The 15,947-nt window shown below is 44.4% G+C and carries 18 protein-coding genes; 13 read left to right on the forward strand and 5 right to left on the reverse strand.

The window, feature by feature from the left end; translation table 11 throughout:
• Positions 1-130: 130 nt before the first annotated feature.
• Together MHI25_RS10700 and MHI25_RS10705 are read left to right on the forward strand one after the other, a co-directional pair.
• The gene (locus MHI25_RS10700) at positions 131-3,235 is read left to right on the forward strand and encodes a PAS domain S-box protein (protein WP_340395393.1); all 3,105 of its coding nucleotides are present in this window, start codon (positions 131-133) and stop codon (positions 3,233-3,235) included.
• A complete protein-coding gene (locus tag MHI25_RS10705; protein WP_256715755.1) occupies positions 3,232-3,717 on the forward strand; it encodes a NusG domain II-containing protein in 486 nt (161 codons plus the stop codon). The genes MHI25_RS10700 and MHI25_RS10705 overlap by 4 nt, the downstream gene beginning before the upstream one ends.
• Here MHI25_RS10705 and MHI25_RS10710 read toward each other — a convergent pair.
• The 3 genes from MHI25_RS10710 to MHI25_RS10720 are packed head-to-tail and all read right to left on the reverse strand — an operon-like array spanning position 3,710 to position 6,650.
• On the reverse strand, positions 3,710-4,585 hold the full coding sequence (locus tag MHI25_RS10710; RefSeq protein ID WP_340395394.1) for a TIGR03943 family protein: 876 nt from the start codon (positions 4,583-4,585) through the stop codon (positions 3,710-3,712). The two genes, MHI25_RS10705 and MHI25_RS10710, sit on opposite strands and share 8 nt — an antisense overlap.
• A gap of 50 nt (positions 4,586-4,635) precedes the next feature.
• Complete coding sequence (locus tag MHI25_RS10715) at positions 4,636-5,625, reverse strand: permease (RefSeq protein WP_248549273.1); 990 nt, start codon at positions 5,623-5,625, stop codon at positions 4,636-4,638.
• Complete coding sequence (locus MHI25_RS10720) at positions 5,622-6,650, reverse strand: GTP-binding protein (protein WP_036679372.1); 1,029 nt, start codon at positions 6,648-6,650, stop codon at positions 5,622-5,624. Before MHI25_RS10720 ends, MHI25_RS10715 begins: the two co-directional genes overlap by 4 nt.
• Before the next feature lie 203 nt (positions 6,651-6,853).
• On the opposite strand from MHI25_RS10720, the gene rpmG reads away from it, so the two are divergent.
• The 10 genes from rpmG (at position 6,854) to MHI25_RS10770 (ending at position 13,695) form a co-directional block, all read left to right on the forward strand.
• On the forward strand, positions 6,854-7,003 hold the full coding sequence (gene rpmG, locus MHI25_RS10725) for a 50S ribosomal protein L33 (RefSeq protein ID WP_076098468.1): 150 nt from the start codon (positions 6,854-6,856) through the stop codon (positions 7,001-7,003).
• 48 nt (positions 7,004-7,051) lie between these two features.
• Positions 7,052-8,260 carry a GTP-binding protein gene (locus MHI25_RS10730; RefSeq protein ID WP_076125069.1) on the forward strand — a complete coding sequence of 403 codons (1,209 nt, stop codon included), beginning with the start codon at positions 7,052-7,054 and terminating at the stop codon, positions 8,258-8,260.
• 218 nt (positions 8,261-8,478) lie between these two features.
• On the forward strand, positions 8,479-9,186 hold the full coding sequence (locus MHI25_RS10735; protein ID WP_076184339.1) for a metal ABC transporter ATP-binding protein: 708 nt from the start codon (positions 8,479-8,481) through the stop codon (positions 9,184-9,186).
• Complete coding sequence (locus tag MHI25_RS10740) at positions 9,132-9,998, forward strand: metal ABC transporter permease (RefSeq protein WP_076125073.1); 867 nt, start codon at positions 9,132-9,134, stop codon at positions 9,996-9,998. Before MHI25_RS10735 ends, MHI25_RS10740 begins: the two co-directional genes overlap by 55 nt.
• The gene (locus MHI25_RS10745) at positions 9,988-11,046 is read left to right on the forward strand and encodes a metal ABC transporter substrate-binding protein (protein WP_340395395.1); all 1,059 of its coding nucleotides are present in this window, start codon (positions 9,988-9,990) and stop codon (positions 11,044-11,046) included. Before MHI25_RS10740 ends, MHI25_RS10745 begins: the two co-directional genes overlap by 11 nt.
• A 26-nt stretch (positions 11,047-11,072) precedes the next feature.
• Positions 11,073-11,342: a 30S ribosomal protein S14 gene (gene rpsN / locus MHI25_RS10750; protein WP_038569786.1), complete on the forward strand. Its 270-nt coding sequence runs from the start codon at positions 11,073-11,075 to the stop codon at positions 11,340-11,342.
• Positions 11,343-11,491: 149 nt separating this feature from the next.
• Complete coding sequence (locus MHI25_RS10755) at positions 11,492-11,926, forward strand: DUF6157 family protein (protein ID WP_340395396.1); 435 nt, start codon at positions 11,492-11,494, stop codon at positions 11,924-11,926.
• Entirely contained in the window at positions 11,904-12,674 is a 771-nt protein-coding gene (locus MHI25_RS10760; RefSeq protein ID WP_081388288.1) for a GNAT family N-acetyltransferase, read from the forward strand. The genes MHI25_RS10755 and MHI25_RS10760 overlap by 23 nt, the downstream gene beginning before the upstream one ends.
• Before the next feature lie 16 nt (positions 12,675-12,690).
• Positions 12,691-13,056: a hypothetical protein gene (locus tag MHI25_RS10765; protein ID WP_076280977.1), complete on the forward strand. Its 366-nt coding sequence runs from the start codon at positions 12,691-12,693 to the stop codon at positions 13,054-13,056.
• A gap of 3 nt (positions 13,057-13,059) precedes the next feature.
• Positions 13,060-13,695 carry a class I SAM-dependent methyltransferase gene (locus MHI25_RS10770; RefSeq protein ID WP_076125081.1) on the forward strand — a complete coding sequence of 212 codons (636 nt, stop codon included), beginning with the start codon at positions 13,060-13,062 and terminating at the stop codon, positions 13,693-13,695.
• Positions 13,696-13,807: 112 nt separating this feature from the next.
• Here MHI25_RS10770 and MHI25_RS10775 read toward each other — a convergent pair whose 3' ends face one another.
• Positions 13,808-14,611, reverse strand: a complete 804-nt coding sequence (locus tag MHI25_RS10775) for an MBL fold metallo-hydrolase (protein ID WP_340395397.1) — start codon at positions 14,609-14,611, stop codon at positions 13,808-13,810.
• Positions 14,612-14,762: 151 nt separating this feature from the next.
• Positions 14,763-15,347, reverse strand: a complete 585-nt coding sequence (locus tag MHI25_RS10780) for a helix-turn-helix transcriptional regulator (protein WP_036679391.1) — start codon at positions 15,345-15,347, stop codon at positions 14,763-14,765.
• 164 nt (positions 15,348-15,511) lie between these two features.
• Here MHI25_RS10780 and MHI25_RS10785 point away from each other — a divergent pair, with 164 nt between their 5' ends.
• Positions 15,512-15,799, forward strand: coding sequence for a Dabb family protein (locus MHI25_RS10785; RefSeq protein WP_036689213.1), 288 nt, complete (start codon positions 15,512-15,514; stop codon positions 15,797-15,799).
• The last annotated feature ends 148 nt before the right edge of the window (positions 15,800-15,947 follow it).

The raw sequence follows: 15,947 nt of genomic DNA on the forward strand, positions 1-15,947 counted from the left end.
TTTACTGCGAAAGTTACCAGTCTATCATTTAGGACTCAACTATCAAGCTTATTTACCGAAAAAAAGGTATACTGAAATTATTACAAGTTTGTTAATATAGTCCCCCATTTTCAAAAGAGGAGGCTTACAGGTGTCTGATTTTCTTTTTAAACAGCTATACTTACGGTCTTCTATCGGGATTGCGGTAGTCTCTCCGAAGGACGGGACGTTATTACAATCGAATCCTGCGCTATGCCAAATGTTTGGTTATGCAGAAGAAGATCTTTTGAATATAAATTATCTGGATCTTGTGTATCCGGAAGATAAAACTAATAACGATCATTCCGTTATCCTGAACGATTTGCTAGCTGAGCCTGGGACTGCATTGGAGAAAGAACGGCGGTTCTTGCGTAAGGATGGCGATATCATCTGGGTAGCCCAACATATATTTTTAATCTATCAGGAGAACTCCAGTGAACCCTATGTCCTGATTTCTGAGTTAACGGATATCACTGACCGAAAACTTGCTGAACAAAAGATTCATGAAGATGAGCAGTTATATAATTTGATTACGCAAAATACACCGGATATGATTTCTTTTGGCGATCCTGACGGGACACTGCACTACGTATCTCCCTCAGTGGAGCTGCTGTTAGGTTATTCTGCACAAGAAATGATAGGTACCAAAAGACCCGAGTATTATCACGTAGATGATGCTCTAGAGATGATTGAACAAGGTAAGATATATTCCGATACGGACGTATTTACTCGTAGAGCCCGTCATAAAGATGGACATTATTTGTGGATCGAGAGTTCTTCCCAAGTGGTACGTGATGAGCAGGGGAACGTTAAACAGATATTAACCATTGGTCGCGATATTACTCAGCGCAAGAAATACGAGGATATGCTGGCTAAAGCGCAACACCTTGCGAAGATGGGATCCTGGGAATGGGACATGACAAAATCACGGCTGACGGTTTCCAGAGAGATGCGTAATATTTTTGGCTTTTTGGAAGATGAGAGCAATCATTCTTATTTTGATTACAGACGTGTTTTTGCTTGCATTGCTCCTGACGATTTCATCAGACTTGAACGGTTAGTACATCAATCCATGGAGAATGGGACTAATGGCGAAGTAACGGTCCGTATTCATAGTGCGGATGGAGAGCTGAAATATCTGGATGCGCACTGGGAAGTGATTACGGATGAAGAAGGAAGACTGCTGCAAATCAGCGGGATAGCCCAGGATGTCACCGAACGTCAACGAATGGAAGAACAACTGCGGGAAAGTGAGCAGAACTATCGTCTGATCTCAGAAAATTCTATGGACTTCATTTCACGTAATGCAGCGGACGGGAGCTTTACCTATCTGTATGCCTCACCCATCTGCCAGACTATGTTTGGCTATGCACCAGAAGAAATGTGCGGAACTAGAGGGATTGATTACATACATCCGGAGGACAGAATCAAATTAACTTCATATCTCAGCAATTGTATGGAGGGGAAGAAGCTTGAGCCTGTTATTCTCCGGTTTATTTGCAAAGACGGAACCTGTATTTGGACAGAAACGACACTGCGGTATATTTACTCTGAGACCTGCGGGAATCAGGAGCTTGTCTGTGTAACCCGCGACATTGGGGAACGTACGCGTCATTTTGAAGAAATACAGAAATTAAGTAACGAGTATGCGCTGATCTTGAATTCGGTCTCTGAGGGCATATTTGGGATGAACCTTGAAGGCAACACGATGTTCATTAATCCAGCAGCCATTACTATGTTGGGTTTCGATCCTACTGAGTGGGGAAACAGCAAATTTCATGCGATTCACCAAACCTGGTTGGATAACGAGTCTTTTACAGGAATTCAGAAGACGCTGCTTCCTTCGCGCTCCAATAATCTCACTATTGAAGATAGGGAGGGTGTGTTTTGGAGGCAGGATGGTTCAAGCTTTTTAGTCAGATATCGAATGACCCCACTGTTTGATGGTGATGAACGGATTGGGGCGGTTGTCGTCTTTCGTGATATCACGGAGGAGAAGGAGATTGTGCGGGCGAAGGAGTCTGCCGAGGAAGCGGACCGGGCAAAATCGGAGTTCCTAGCGATCATGAGCCATGAGCTGCGTACGCCTATGAACGGTATTATTGGGATGGCTGATCTTTTATCGGGGACGGAGCTGGATGAAGAGCAAAGCTACTACACACAGATCATTAACAAAAGCGGAGAGGCATTGCTTCATATTCTGAATGAAGTGCTGGATTTCAGCAAAATTGAAGCAGGCATGATGACGCTTGAACTGCAAATGGTGGATTTGCATGAAGTGATACAGAACGTTTGTGAACTGTTTTATCCGAAGGTTAAGGAAAAAGGGCTTTTACTTACTAGCGAGTTATCTCCTGAGCTTCCAGCCGTCATCATGACTGATGGGGCGAGATTGCGTCAAATTCTCGTAAATCTGGTTGGGAACGCAGTGAAATTTACGGAGACAGGTGAAATCAGTATCTCTGTTATGCTAGAAGCCTCAGAGGCATCCGGAAATCTTATCGTGAAATTTGTCGTAAAAGATACTGGGTTGGGGATTCCAGTTTCCAGCCAAGGTCTATTATTTCAATCCTTCTCGCAATTGCATCCGTCGATCAATCGTAAATATGGCGGAACAGGGCTTGGACTTGCCATTAGTAAAAAGCTGGCCGAGCTTCTTGGCGGATCTATCGGTGTCAATAGCTGTGAGGATGAAGGCTCGGAGTTTTATTTTACAGTGGAGGTCTCTCTACCCAAAGAGGAATGGGATCAGAAATTGACCGTCAACGCCTCAACGGATGTGGTCAGAAATGATAAATCCACTGTTAAAGAGTTAACTACCGGTGAATATGGACCGATGTCCATTCTTATTGCTGAAGATCATCCTGTGAATCAGCAGCTTATGCAGGCGTATCTGAAAAAGAGGGGATATGTTCCTGACATCGCTTTAAATGGTGAGGAAGCGGTTCGGGCTGTGCTTTCCAATCATTATGATCTGGTATTTATGGATATTCAGATGCCTATTATGGATGGAATAGAAGCAACGGGAATCATACGTGAGAAGCTTGGGCTGACTCCAATTATCATTGCGGCTACAGCTTTTGCAAGAGATGAAGATAAGATGATGTGTCTTAGTGCTGGAATGCAGGATTTCATTTCTAAACCCATCTCAATAAAAGAGCTCGACCGGGTATTAAGAGAATGGTCTGCCCAAATTCGTTTAGGTGAGCATCATTGACAAATAGGATTATGATTAATATATTGATATTAATCGTAATCATTACGTATATTATTTGTCATGAAAGGATTCTAACCTTGTTAACAATGAAGCGCGGGGATATTTTAATTATTGTGATAGCCTTGTTAGCTGCGGGCTTGATTTATGGCATGAAGTGGTGGGACAGCAGCAATGAGCAGTATCAGCAAGGGGATTTGAAAGCTATAATTACGGTGGACGGTAAAGAGTACAAAACCGTTTCTTTGACTAAAGAAGAACAAATTATAGATATTCAAACGAAATTCGGCCACAATACGCTAAAGGTGTTTGATTATGGAATCCAAATGACCTATTCTGATGCTCCCTTAAGAATTGCTTTGGAAATGGGGTTCATCTCAAGACCCAAACAGCAAATTATCTGTATTCCAGCTCGTATTATGGTAGAAGTATTTAATCCTAATAAGTCTGAGAATGATGAGGATGAGCTAGATGCGATTATTTAGTAATCTTAGTTGAGCCTTCTAGCTCCTTCCATGCGGTGATAGAGTCAGGACTGGTGTAGATGTAAGGTGTTACGGGTTGTTTGATAGGTGTAATAGACTCTGCACTAATTTGCATAATTTCTTGACCTTTATAGGGAACAACTTGAAGCTTGCCCCGGACCTCTATCCAGGTATCGGTAGGCAGGCTTTTTAGCTTGCCGGAATCCACTAATATCCCAAAAGGTGTAGCATCGGCAGTACAGCATTGGACCAGAAATCTACCTATGGCAAAAGAATTCTCTGAATGTTCACCTTGATCACGATATAAAAAGCCGGTAATAGTAATTTCTTTGCCTGCAAATTGTTGTTTGTACAGCTCAAGCGCACCTAAAGTTTCGGAGAAAATCGCCGAATAAACTGGGACCACAGGTTGTGCATAAAGGATCTTGGCCAGCTCGGTAAGCTCTTCATGGTAAGGATCAATGGACTCGAATCTCGCGGAATTTTTAGCTTCAGTGGGCAAGGAGGATAGGGAGATTCCTTTTTTAGCAGCAGCCATACTTCCCAATGCGCGATCAGGAAGAAGAAATCCGAGCAGCAGTGGAAAAAGGAATAATCCATATAGCGCTGTACTTTTGAAAAAAGAATGTGGGAGCCGATGCTCGCAGTCACAGAGAACACTACCTTTGCCAAATAAAGCCTGTATGGTCAGACTGAGCGCCATAAGTGTCAGCGGGATTGGGCATAATTGAACCCAGCGTGCCAGTTTAGGAGCTACATAATAATGCAAAGCGTCCTGCTGTACCAGATGCCCGATATAGAGGGCGAAAGCGAGCAGAATGACCGCCCTTAAGAAATAGTGAAACCGGATGCTACGAGAGTCATTCATGCTCTATCCTCCTACCCATGTTGTAAGCAACAGCTTACCACCTCTATGAATTACAGCCACAAGGACATGAATACCGCCCCAACAAACACGCTTGCGAAGATCAGAAAGAACAAATAAAGAGCGAATTTGGTCTTAAACAGCGAGAGCAACATCAATGAATTTTTGAAATCCAGCATGGGTCCGAATACCATAAAAGCGAGCAGAGCCCCAGATGGAAAAGAATGTACGAAGGTGGAAGCTACAAAGGCATCTGAGGTGGAGCAGAGCGAGAGCACAAATGCCAGTCCCATCATGAAGAAATATGACCCCAGCGGCTTAGCTCCGATCGCGGCCAGACTGTCTTGAACCATAAATGTCTGAATACCAGCGGTTAACAAGCAGCCGATAATTAAATATTTCCCCATCTCAAAAAACTCATCTGAGGTATGGACGAAGACAGCGGCTATTTTTCCCCCGCGAGAATTATTCTGATGAGCTTCCCCCGTTTCACGCTGAACATTTAGGCGGATGGGAGATTTTTTGACCGTTGCGTAGATTATCAAGCCTATGAGACAGGCTACAACAAACGCCAGACCCATACGGGCATAGGCCAGCTCCGAGTGGCTGCGAAATGCTGTCATGGTCGCCCCATAGACGACAGGATTTAGGATCGGTCCGGACAAAATAAAGACGATAGCCACGTAAACAGGCATACCTTTATGGATAAGCCGGCGGACGAGTGGGATCATTCCACATTCGCAGACCGGGAAAATAATTCCGAGCAGACATGCGAACAGAATGGCCGGAAGAGGTCGCCGCGGAATCCACCGAGAAATCATTTCATCCGGGATAAAGACGCGAAGCAGTGAAGATAACAATGCTCCTGCTAATACAAACGGCAAGGCTTCCAGCAATATGCCGATAAAAGCGGTTTTGAAGGTGTCGATGTACGCATTATCCAACAGTTCCAGATGATACGGCAGCCATACAAAACCAATGATAATCAGGAACGAGATCGGGAGGAGCAACGGCAGTATCTTTAATGGTGAAAAGGTAGTCAAAACTCGAATAAGGCGGACCACCGATCTGCCAGCTGTTCTTCATCTATATTCATCCCGATGAACACCACATATGGCATACCAGGATAACGAGAGGCTTCCCAGGTAGTACGCATCCCCGCATATTGAACAAGCTGAACCGGCTCCTGTTCGGACAAAAGAATATGCCCCTTGGCACGTAATAGGTTGTCACCCCATTCTTGAAAGAAAGCCTCTAGGCGTTCTTTAGAAGGCATTGTTGTCCTTACCTGCGGAATGGTTAACGTGATGGCTGTTACCTGCGAGAAAGAAGCATGCTGCTCCTCATGCAGCTCTTTTACAGCGGTTCCCCCATGCTCTGAATGCATTTGTTTCAATGATGCTCCTTTGAAGGTTTGAGGCGCTCGCTGTGGAGCCGGAGCTATGATTTTACGTGGGATAATTCCTGACAATATCGGAGACAGGTTGATTTCGCTGTAATGGGTGTATACAATTTCAGCCTCCGTATTTTGTTTACGAACTCCCTTTTCAATTCGCCATAAGGTTTCCGGTTCTACGAGATCACTTTTATTAACGACAATAAGATCAGCTGTGGAAAGCTGCTTACGCAGGGTCCGAACGAGCTGTTTGTCAGAGGAGAGTCTGCTGTTATATTCCAGAGCATTTTCCGCATCTAACAGAGTGATGGTATAGTGCAGCTCCACCAGATCCTGTAGAGGAGTTTCCTGCAACGTTTTGGCGATTTCTTCAGGATCGGCGACGCCGGTCAACTCCATATAAATGGCATCTGGACGTCCTCTCAGCAGCACCATCAGGCTATCTGCCAAATCCTCTTTACGGCTACAACATACGCATCCGTCCAGCAGTTTAGTTACAGCTGTACCGGTATGCTCCTGCAAAATATAGCCGTCCACATCTCGTTTGCCCAGTTCATTCATTACTACTCCTGGATTCAGCCCTCTTACCTTGCTCTCTTTCAGCAGGGACAACAGCAGAGTTGTCTTCCCGCTCCCCAGAAACCCGCTCAAAATAATTACTGGTATCTTCATGATCTCCACTCCTGCCTGATTCTCTAGGAATTACAAGAATCATATTTTTTATAATTCCATCTATACGTAATTTGTCCACCAGAAAGACCACAAAATTAAGAGAGTTGAAATTTTTACAAGATCATAGTTGACAGATTGTGAATAAACCGTGTACGATGTGTTAATCGTAATTATTACGATTTAATCAAAAGGAGATGGAAACGATGAGAGTAATCATAACTCTGGCATGTACGGAGACAGGAGATCGCAACTATACCACTACCAAGAATAAACGAAATCATCCAGGGCGTATGGAAATGAAAAAATATTGTCCACGCCTAAAGAGAGTAACCTTACATCGCGAAACCCGTTAAGGGCGGATGTTTTTAATCTTGATTTTATAAACGATAGGAGTGGTATAGTTGAAAAAGCTCCCTGTTACCGTGCTCAGTGGATATTTGGGCTCTGGGAAAACAACATTGTTGAATCATATTCTGCACAACCGTGACGGTCTTAAAGTAGCTGTTATTGTAAATGACATGAGTGAAGTGAATGTGGATGCGAATCTGGTGAAGTCCGGAAATACGCTTTCCAGGACTGAAGAGAAATTGGTTGAGATGTCCAATGGTTGCATCTGTTGTACACTTCGTGATGATTTGATTGTCGAAGTACAAAAACTGGCTGCGGAAGGGCGATTTGATTACATCCTGATTGAATCCTCAGGCATTAGCGAACCTGTACCAGTAGCACAGACCTTTACCTATGCCAATCCCGAGTTGGATATTGATCTGACTTCGCTTGCTCAATTAGACACGATGGTGACTGTTGTGGATGCTGGGCGTTTCTGGCATGACTTCTCCTCAGGTGATAGTCTGATGGACCGCAACCAAACGGCTGGAGAAGGGGATTTCCGCGATATTGTGGATCTGCTTATTGATCAGATCGAAACTTGTGATGTCTTGCTGCTTAATAAGTGCGATCTGTTGAAAGAAGATGAACTCAATAAGCTTGAAGCTGTGCTGCGTAAGCTTCAGCCGTCTGCTAAGCTGATCCGTACAATTAACGGCGTAGTAGATCCAAAGGAAATTCTAAATACCGGATTGTTTGATTTTGAGAAAACAAGCTTATCCTCTGGTTGGATCGCGGAGCTGAATAAAGAGACCCATACCCCTGAGACGGAGGAATACGGGATTTCTTCTTTCGTCTATCGCCGGAGAACACCGTTCCACCCGCAAAGATTAAGTTTTTTCTTTAGCAACTGGCCGGAAGAGGTCGTTCGGGCAAAAGGGGTGGCATGGGTAGCGGCAAAAGGTGATCTTGCAGCTACTGTAAGTCAGGCAGGACCTTCCATTCAGTTCGGACCTGCTGGTTACTGGTTGGCTACAATGCCTAAGGATCAGCAGTTGGAGGTGCTGGAAAGCGAACCTGAGCTGCGGGCAAAATGGGACGAGCAGTGGGGCGATAGAATAAATGAAATCGTATTTATCGGTGTAAATATAGATCAGGCACAACTCGAAGCCAGATTGGACAGATGTCTGCTGACAGCGGAGGAGCTGAAGCAGGATTGGACAAAGTTCAACAATCCACTTCCGTGGCCTGTTGAAGAACTCCTTGCGGCTGCTGAGGAATAGATACTTAGTAAATTAACGGTGGAAATCCGGAATCCAGAAGGTGGGATTCCGGATTTTTGTTGTATTCGAAAAAGGACTAATAGTTATTATTACGATTAATTTTCAGTTTTGGGTTTACAAATCGTAATGATTACGATATTATCAAATTTGTTAAATCGTAAAACTTACGATTTAATCTGGGTTGGACATAATATCAGTCAGAAGGGAGGCGAGGCATGATGATCCTATCATCCATGCGGAATGTAGTGTTCGGGTATGGGGATGAACCTGTTCTTGATGATATCTCATTAGATATTCATATCGGACAGTTTATTGGTATAACGGGACCCAATGGTGCTGCTAAAACCACCCTGCTGAAGCTAATGCTCGGCCTGCTTCGTCCATGGAGTGGAACGGTTCAGTTGAATAAAGAGTTATCAGATAACGGAAAGATGGTTATCGGCTACGTTCCACAGCAGGTAGCTTCTTTTAACGCAGGGTTCCCAAGTAAGGTGATCGAACTGGTTCGCTCGGGTTGTTATCCAAGGCTTGGATTATTTAGACGCTTTACACCTGAGCAGGACGAGATCGTTGAGCGAAGTTTAAAGCAGGTGGAGATGTGGCATTTGCGAGACCGGAAGATAGGAGAACTGTCAGGCGGCCAGAAGCAGCGGATTTGCATCGCTCGAGCATTGGCACAACAGCCGCAGATATTGGTTCTCGATGAACCTACTACGGGGATGGATCTGGACAGTCGTATTGGGTTCTATAAGCTGATGCGCCATGATGTCAGTGAACACGGCCGGACCGTAATCATGGTGACGCATGGCCTGGAAGAGACCAGCTCCTATCTGGATACGTTGATCAGCCTGGAACGAAAGGAGAATGAGGGTTGGCAATGTTTAGTTACGAATTCATGCAACGTGCATTTTGGGCCGGTGGATTAATTGGTATTATCGGTCCGCTACTCGGGGTATATCTCATGCTTCGCCGTCAGGTCCTAATGGCGGATACCCTATCTCATGTTTCGCTTGCAGGAGTAGCACTAGGCTCAATACTACAGCTTAATCCGGCACTAAGTGGCTTCATGGTAGCGATTCTCGGTGGTATTGTCATCGAACAGCTTCGACGTTCTTATCGTACATATAGCGAGCTTCCGGTAGCGATTATTATGACCTCTGGATTAGCATTGGCAGTTGTACTTATGAGCTTAAAGCAGAATTTAAGTAAAAGCTTCAGTTCCTATCTGTTTGGTTCCATCGTTGCGGTCAGCGACACTCAACTAAAGATTATCGCTGTGGTTGCTGTAATCGGTCTGATCTATTTTATTGTGTTACGCAGATCCTTATATAATCTGACCTTTGATGAAGAGACCGCTAGTATCAGTGGAGTTCATGTGGGCTGGTTATCATTTTCGTTTGCTGTACTAACTGGAATGACAGTCGCTGCTGCGATGCCAGTTGTTGGAGTGCTGTTAGTCTCAGCGCTTATTGTTTTGCCAGCTTCGATTGCTTTGCGTATAGCGTCTGGTTTTACGACAGCTATATTGATCTCAATCGGCGTAGGATTACTCGGCGTTTTTAGTGGCCTAAGTGCCTCGTATTACATCAATACACCGCCTGGTGGGACGATTGCTCTTATACTGCTATCGTTCTTATTAATCGCAATTTTGGTACAGAAGCTGATCCGACTAAGAAATCGTCGGCGAATTCATAAAACTATTTCCAGTAAAGGAGTTACACCTCTCAATGAAATTTAGAATCCATCATTTAGCCATTTTGTCCCTGTCCGCGTTACTTATTTCCGCCGGTTGCGGTAATAATGCTGTTAATTCTTCTACTACTACGAATGCTTCTGGAGCCGCAGAAGCTACAGCCCTTCCGGAGTCATCTAAATTAAATATTAAAGTCAGTTTCTATCCTATTTACGAGTTTACCAAAAATGTGGCAGGAGATCTGGCGGACGTGGAAGCACTCATACCGGCAGGAATCGAACCCCATGATTGGGAACCGACAGCAAAAGATATGGCAGAAATCTCAGATGCGGATATGCTGATCTATAATGGCGCAGGAATGGAAGGCTGGGTAGATCAGGTGCTGGAAAGTGTATCTGGCACTCCGTTAATTACTGTAGAAGCGAGCATAGGTCTGGACATCATGGAAGGCACGGAAGAGGAAGAGGCTGACCACCACCATGAAGAAGGGGAGCATGTTCATGAAGAAGGGGAACATGTTCATGAAGAAGGAGAGCATGCTCATGAAGAGCATTCGCATGATCACGGTGGATTAGATCCGCATGTGTGGCTCAATCCTACATTAGCCATTCAAGAAGTGCGTAACATTGAAGCAGCTTTAGCTGCTGCCGCACCTGAACATGCCGAGGATTTTAAGACAAATGCAGATGCTTATGTAGCTAAGCTGGAGCAACTGGATCAAGAATTTAAGGACGGTCTTAAGGATACTAAACGCAAGGATTTTATTACTCAGCATGCGGCTTTTGGATACCTTGCCAAGCAGTATGGATTAACTCAGGTCCCGATTGCCGGACTATCTCCGGAGCAGGAGCCTTCTGCCGCAAATATGAGTAAGATTGTGGAGTTTGCGAAAGAGCATAAAGTGAAGACGATTTTCTTCGAGACACTTGTATCCTCCAGTGTGGCAGACACAATAGCAAAAGAGATTGGTGCCAAAGCAGCCGTTCTAAACCCAATTGAAGGATTAACAGAGGAAGATCGCAGTCAAAACCTGGATTATTTAGGAATCATGCGTCAGAACCTGGAAGCCTTGAAGAGTGCATTGAACGAGTAGATTTAAAGGATGGAAGGAGAACGAACATGGCCAAGAAATCTAAAGTTGTGAAAGAATTGAAGAGACAAGCACTAGTCGCCAAATACGCTGTTAAAAGAAAAGAACTAAAGGAACAGGGGGACTATATGGCTTTGCAAAAGCTGCCACGTGATTCCTCCGCAACTCGTCAAAAAAATAGATGCCAAGTGTCTGGCAGACCTCGAGGCTATTTGCGGAAATTTAATGTTTCCCGAATTGTATTCCGCGAATTGGCGCATAAAGGTCAGATTCCGGGCATTACCAAGTCGAGTTGGTAAATGAGAACGGCTAATCCTCCGTAGTTTAGAGGATTGGCCGTTTTTGCTGTTCATCCATCATGGGCTTTAGAAAATTCGGCTATGCTTAGAATAGGAAAATGATTTATCATAGAAGGAATATATTTCTATTTAAGATGGAGGTGATGCAAATGAGCTATACCCATACTTTTATTCGTGTAGCAGAGGACTGTCCTGAGGAAATAGGAGTTCCTCCGATGTCTTGCCGAACGCTCCCGCCTGCACATGTGATTCAATATGAACTGTTAATCAATGAGCCCTACAAATACAATCATGAAGAACTTCTGTACGAGGTTCATGTGCGCCATAAACAAATTCCACAGGAAGAACGTTTGGCCCGTAAGGAAGAAATATGGAACGAACTATTTTCCAAAAATCATCCTTGTCTAAGGGCTTCACTGTTGCCGAAGCGTTTTGGTTGGGGTGTTCATTATAACGGTGAGGGGAAAATAGCTCTCTATGGCAAAGAGTCTCCCGAATATGACTATTTCACCTCCCAAGGGGAGGGAGCTGTGAAATTACTGCCTGCGATGCGTAACAAACGTGCTTCAAAAGGAGCGGATTAAGCTGTATAAATTCATAGAAGAAATCACACTTAATACTTGGCCGGCGGAGCAAAGCGTTCTCCTGCAGGGCTGGATTCTACGTTCGGCAGCTGGTTATACAAAAAGGGCCAATTCGGTCAATCCATTATACGGGGCTGACAGCTCTCAGGTTGAACTCACAGAACAAATCAAGCTTGCGGAGCGGTATTATGAGCATGCTGGACTACAGTCCGTGTTCAAAATAACCCCCTACATCCTGCCGCCAAAGCTTGATGAGATTCTTGCAGAGCGTGGCTATACAATTGCCGAGCCTTCATCTGTAAGGCTTCTTGATCTGGGGGACTTAGCGAGCCCCGATCTGCGTTATACGGTTCAGATACAGGAGAGCTTGACTGAAGAGTGGCTGCACACCTTCAGTGAGCTTACCGGCTTGTCTGATAAGAACCGGGAAACCTTAACTAGAATGTTGTCTGCATCACATTTGCAGCAGGGTTATGTCCTGTTGTTTAATCATGGTGTTCCTGTCGCCTGCGGTCTTGGTGTGATTCAGAACGGGTACTTGGGTCTGTATGATATTGTCACTTCCCCTGCTCATCGTAGAAAGAGAATGGCGGAACAGCTGCTGCTAGCGTTGCTTAATTGGGGTAGAGCAAAGGGAGCAACGACTTCCTTTCTGCAAGTTGTGCAAGCGAATACGGGGGCTTCAGCCTTGTATGACAAGCTGGGTTTTAAGGAGATCTATCAGTATTGGTATAGAGTGAAAAACTAGCTGAGGAGGGGATGCGGTGAGAAAATTAGGATTGAATCTCCTGATCATTATTGTGTACTGTTTTCCATTTGTCTATTTCGCGATGGATAAAGATTTCAATAATGGTTCAATGGTTGGTTATTTAATGATGATCATCATAACATCACTAATAGCTTTTTTGGGAAAATGGTCTAATAATATAATTGCTATAGTCATTGGGAATATTGCTTCTGCATTTGTCTCTTATTATTTTATTAGCAACTTGTCAGGGGAAGGCGGTTGGGACGGGACGTTTTTCAAACCACTTGGACCTACAGGATCGTTTATATTTTTTAGTATGCTAAACCTGATCCCTCAGTTCCTTGCGATGAAATTAGCGAATAAATTTAAAAAGAAGGTCTAATCTATGTCCGAATACTGGAGTCGAAGATTTGCTCAGGAAGGAATGATCTGGGGGAGTGAACCTAGTCCTACAGCTCAGGCAGCAAGGGATATATTCCGGCAACATAACGTGAAATCAGTTTTAGTCCCGGGTGCGGGATACGGAAGAAATACGAAGGTGTTCTCAGATGAGTTTAAGACCTTAGGCATTGAGTTGAGCGAGGACGCGTTAAAGATGGCGGCAGAATGGGATCCCAAGAGCCATTTTATCTCAGGTTCCGTATTAGATCCTATTTCTGAAGTACAGGTTGATGCTGTCTACTGCTATGACGTATTGCATTTATTTCTCGAAGAGGATCGCCGCAGGCTCGTAGCTAATTGTCTGGAACAGCTGCGGCCGGATGGCTTGCTCTATTTTACCAGTTTTTCCGATGAGGATGCGAACAACGGCTGTGGAACACTTTTGGAACCGGGAACCTACGAATACAAAGAGGGAAAATACGCCCATTTTTTTAGTGAAGAAGATTTAAGACAACATTTTGCAGGTACGAAAATAATTACGACCGGCTCATGTGTGGAGACTTTATGTGGGCCGCTTGGAAAAAAACATCAATACATACTGAGATATATCGTCGCACGTAAATCTGCACTAAGCAAGTAATTTAGGGAGGAACTCCCTATAATTTCGTTGAATATCCGTAGAATCGGCTATATCAAATGAATTATAGGGACTTTTTCCCTAGACCTCTGTGCGCTGATCAGGAGTACCTTTTTTACACAAATTTACCTTGACCCGGTAGCGCCATTTCTTTGAAATTTTTGCACAAATGAGCAAGCTGAGTAGACAGCTCCTCACCTTCCATGGGTACTCCATGTCCCGAAAGAACAAGATGTGGATTCAGCAAGGCAAGGGTACGGACCGATTTCTCAGCAGCTTCCCAGTCTGTCGTGAAATAAGAGGGTGGGCCATGCACCACCTGATGCTGCGTAGCCACTGCAAATACAGATTCCTGTTTGACCGTAAGGAACGTATCACCTGCGATCAGAACTCTATCCTCAGGCCTGAACAGGGAGATATGTCCGGGACTATGTCCAGGGGTATGGATCCATTCCCAGCCCTTCGCACCAGGGACAGTCCTGTCTTCCGGCAAGGGATGAACGGCTGAACCAAGGTCAATGCTTTGATGTGAAAATAAAGGGGAAATCATGCTCATAAGCCCGCCGCCTACGGCCGGATCGGCTGGAGGGTAGTCTTCTTTACCTGTCAGAAAAGGTAGTTCTAGCGGATGAGCATATACAGGCACATTCCATTCCTCAACAAGCCTTTTTACACCCCCAATATGGTCAAAATGCCCATGCGTCAGGATAATTGCCACCGGAGGTTTATCATAATGCTCCGTAGCAAAATCAATAATATTGCCTGTATATGAGCTAAGACCAGTATCTACAAGAACCCAATCCGAAGAGGGCTGGCCAATTAATGCGACATTTACAAACATAGTGCGAAGTCCAATGACACCAGGGGCCACTTTCCAAGTATCGGTATAGCCCTTTGACAGAATTCCGTTAAGTTTCATCTTGCGCCTCCTGACCCGTTCTTTAGTACTAGACAATATATTTACACACAGTAGTATGACCTCTTTTTAAGAAAAAAAGGTATGGCAAATAACCCTTCTCATGATTTCTTGAAGAAGGGCTGTGTTAGACGTGTTTTGTGAGAGGATTGTATTAGAGCGTTCCGCAGTCTGCAAATAGAATATGGCGTGGAATCCGAAAGAAAGCTTCGGCTTTTTCCTGCAGAGCAGGGGTCGGCAGATGGCTGTTGTGGAGCCATTTTCGAAATGTTCCAGGATGGACGCCTATCCAGATACTTACATCCGTTACTGAGAAATCGTAAACCATACAAAGTCCGGTCAGGATAACATTGCTGCGCGGTGAACTGGTAATACTTCTTTTCATAAAACGTGAAGGTGTAGGCTGACATACAATGGGGCTTTGACGAATCAACGCTTCATTGAACAGAATGTGGGGTGGGTACCCCAATAGGCGGCAGGTCTTGTCAATGTTATTGTTGGAAGGGATACGACCTTCGTATACCCAAGCGCTTACACTGCGTGAGGATATACCAAGCTCTTCTGCGAGTCGTGACAGCTTGATATCCTTAGCCATCAATACAGCAAGCAGCACACGGTTTCTAATCTGGCTGCGCTTTGGACGGCGAAATCTTTTGACTCGAACGCCTTGTCCAAGGTATTTGCGATTGATCAGAGACCACGCCTGGATATTATGAGTTTCTTGTTGGTTATTAGGCATAATTCCTCCGATTTTTTAAAAATATACTACAACACTTTCTGGTATATCGGCAATGGTTAATGCTGCTATTTCTGACAACACCGTTTAAGTTTCTTTCAGAACAGCTACGCTTATGATATATTTTTAATATCTAATTACAATATTACATTAGGGAGCGATATAGAATGATCAAACATATTGTGTTTTTCAAATTAAAAGATCGGTCCGAAGAAAGCGTAGCGGCAACGGTAGCGGTACTGCGTAATATGGAAGGTAAGATCCCGCAGCTTCTCTCCATCGAGGTGGGTGCTGACATCATTCATTCCGATCGTTCCTTTGATATTGCTCTAGTCACAGAAGTGGCTTCTCTAGAGGATTTACAGGCGTATCAGGTTCATCCGGCGCATAAAGAAGTTATTGCTCACATTAATGAAGTCAAAGAACTCTCGATTGCTGTAGATTACGAAATTTAAGCAGCTGCTTGAATATAGTATCATCATTTTATACCGGAAGCGGTGACAGGAATGCGTGAGCTTGAGTATCCAATGGAAGCGTTAACTTATTTAGTCGTTTTTCTCGGAGCATGTTTCGTAATGTTCTTCTGGCTGAAACGCCGTGGCA

It is taken from the genome of Paenibacillus sp. FSL E2-0177 (assembly GCF_037992975.1).
GTDB classification, from domain to species: domain Bacteria; phylum Bacillota; class Bacilli; order Paenibacillales; family Paenibacillaceae; genus Paenibacillus_AQ; species Paenibacillus_AQ odorifer.

Bases quoted from the DNA above. Each gene is read 5' to 3' on its own strand.
- MHI25_RS10785 (WP_036689213.1), top strand. From the start codon at position 15,512: ATGATCAAACATATTGTGTTTTTCAAATTAAAAGATCGGTCCGAAGAA.
- MHI25_RS10720 (WP_036679372.1), bottom strand. From the start codon at position 6,650: ATGAAGATACCAGTAATTATTTTGAGCGGGTTTCTGGGGAGCGGGAAG.
- MHI25_RS10755 (WP_340395396.1), top strand. From the start codon at position 11,492: ATGAGCTATACCCATACTTTTATTCGTGTAGCAGAGGACTGTCCTGAG.
- MHI25_RS10745 (WP_340395395.1), top strand. From the start codon at position 9,988: ATGAAATTTAGAATCCATCATTTAGCCATTTTGTCCCTGTCCGCGTTA.
- MHI25_RS10775 (WP_340395397.1), bottom strand. From the start codon at position 14,611: ATGAAACTTAACGGAATTCTGTCAAAGGGCTATACCGATACTTGGAAA.
- MHI25_RS10735 (WP_076184339.1), top strand. From the start codon at position 8,479: ATGATCCTATCATCCATGCGGAATGTAGTGTTCGGGTATGGGGATGAA.
- MHI25_RS10770 (WP_076125081.1), top strand. From the start codon at position 13,060: ATGTCCGAATACTGGAGTCGAAGATTTGCTCAGGAAGGAATGATCTGG.
- rpmG (WP_076098468.1), top strand. From the start codon at position 6,854: ATGAGAGTAATCATAACTCTGGCATGTACGGAGACAGGAGATCGCAAC.
- rpsN (WP_038569786.1), top strand. From the start codon at position 11,073: ATGGCCAAGAAATCTAAAGTTGTGAAAGAATTGAAGAGACAAGCACTA.
- MHI25_RS10780 (WP_036679391.1), bottom strand. From the start codon at position 15,347: ATGCCTAATAACCAACAAGAAACTCATAATATCCAGGCGTGGTCTCTG.
- MHI25_RS10710 (WP_340395394.1), bottom strand. From the start codon at position 4,585: ATGAATGACTCTCGTAGCATCCGGTTTCACTATTTCTTAAGGGCGGTC.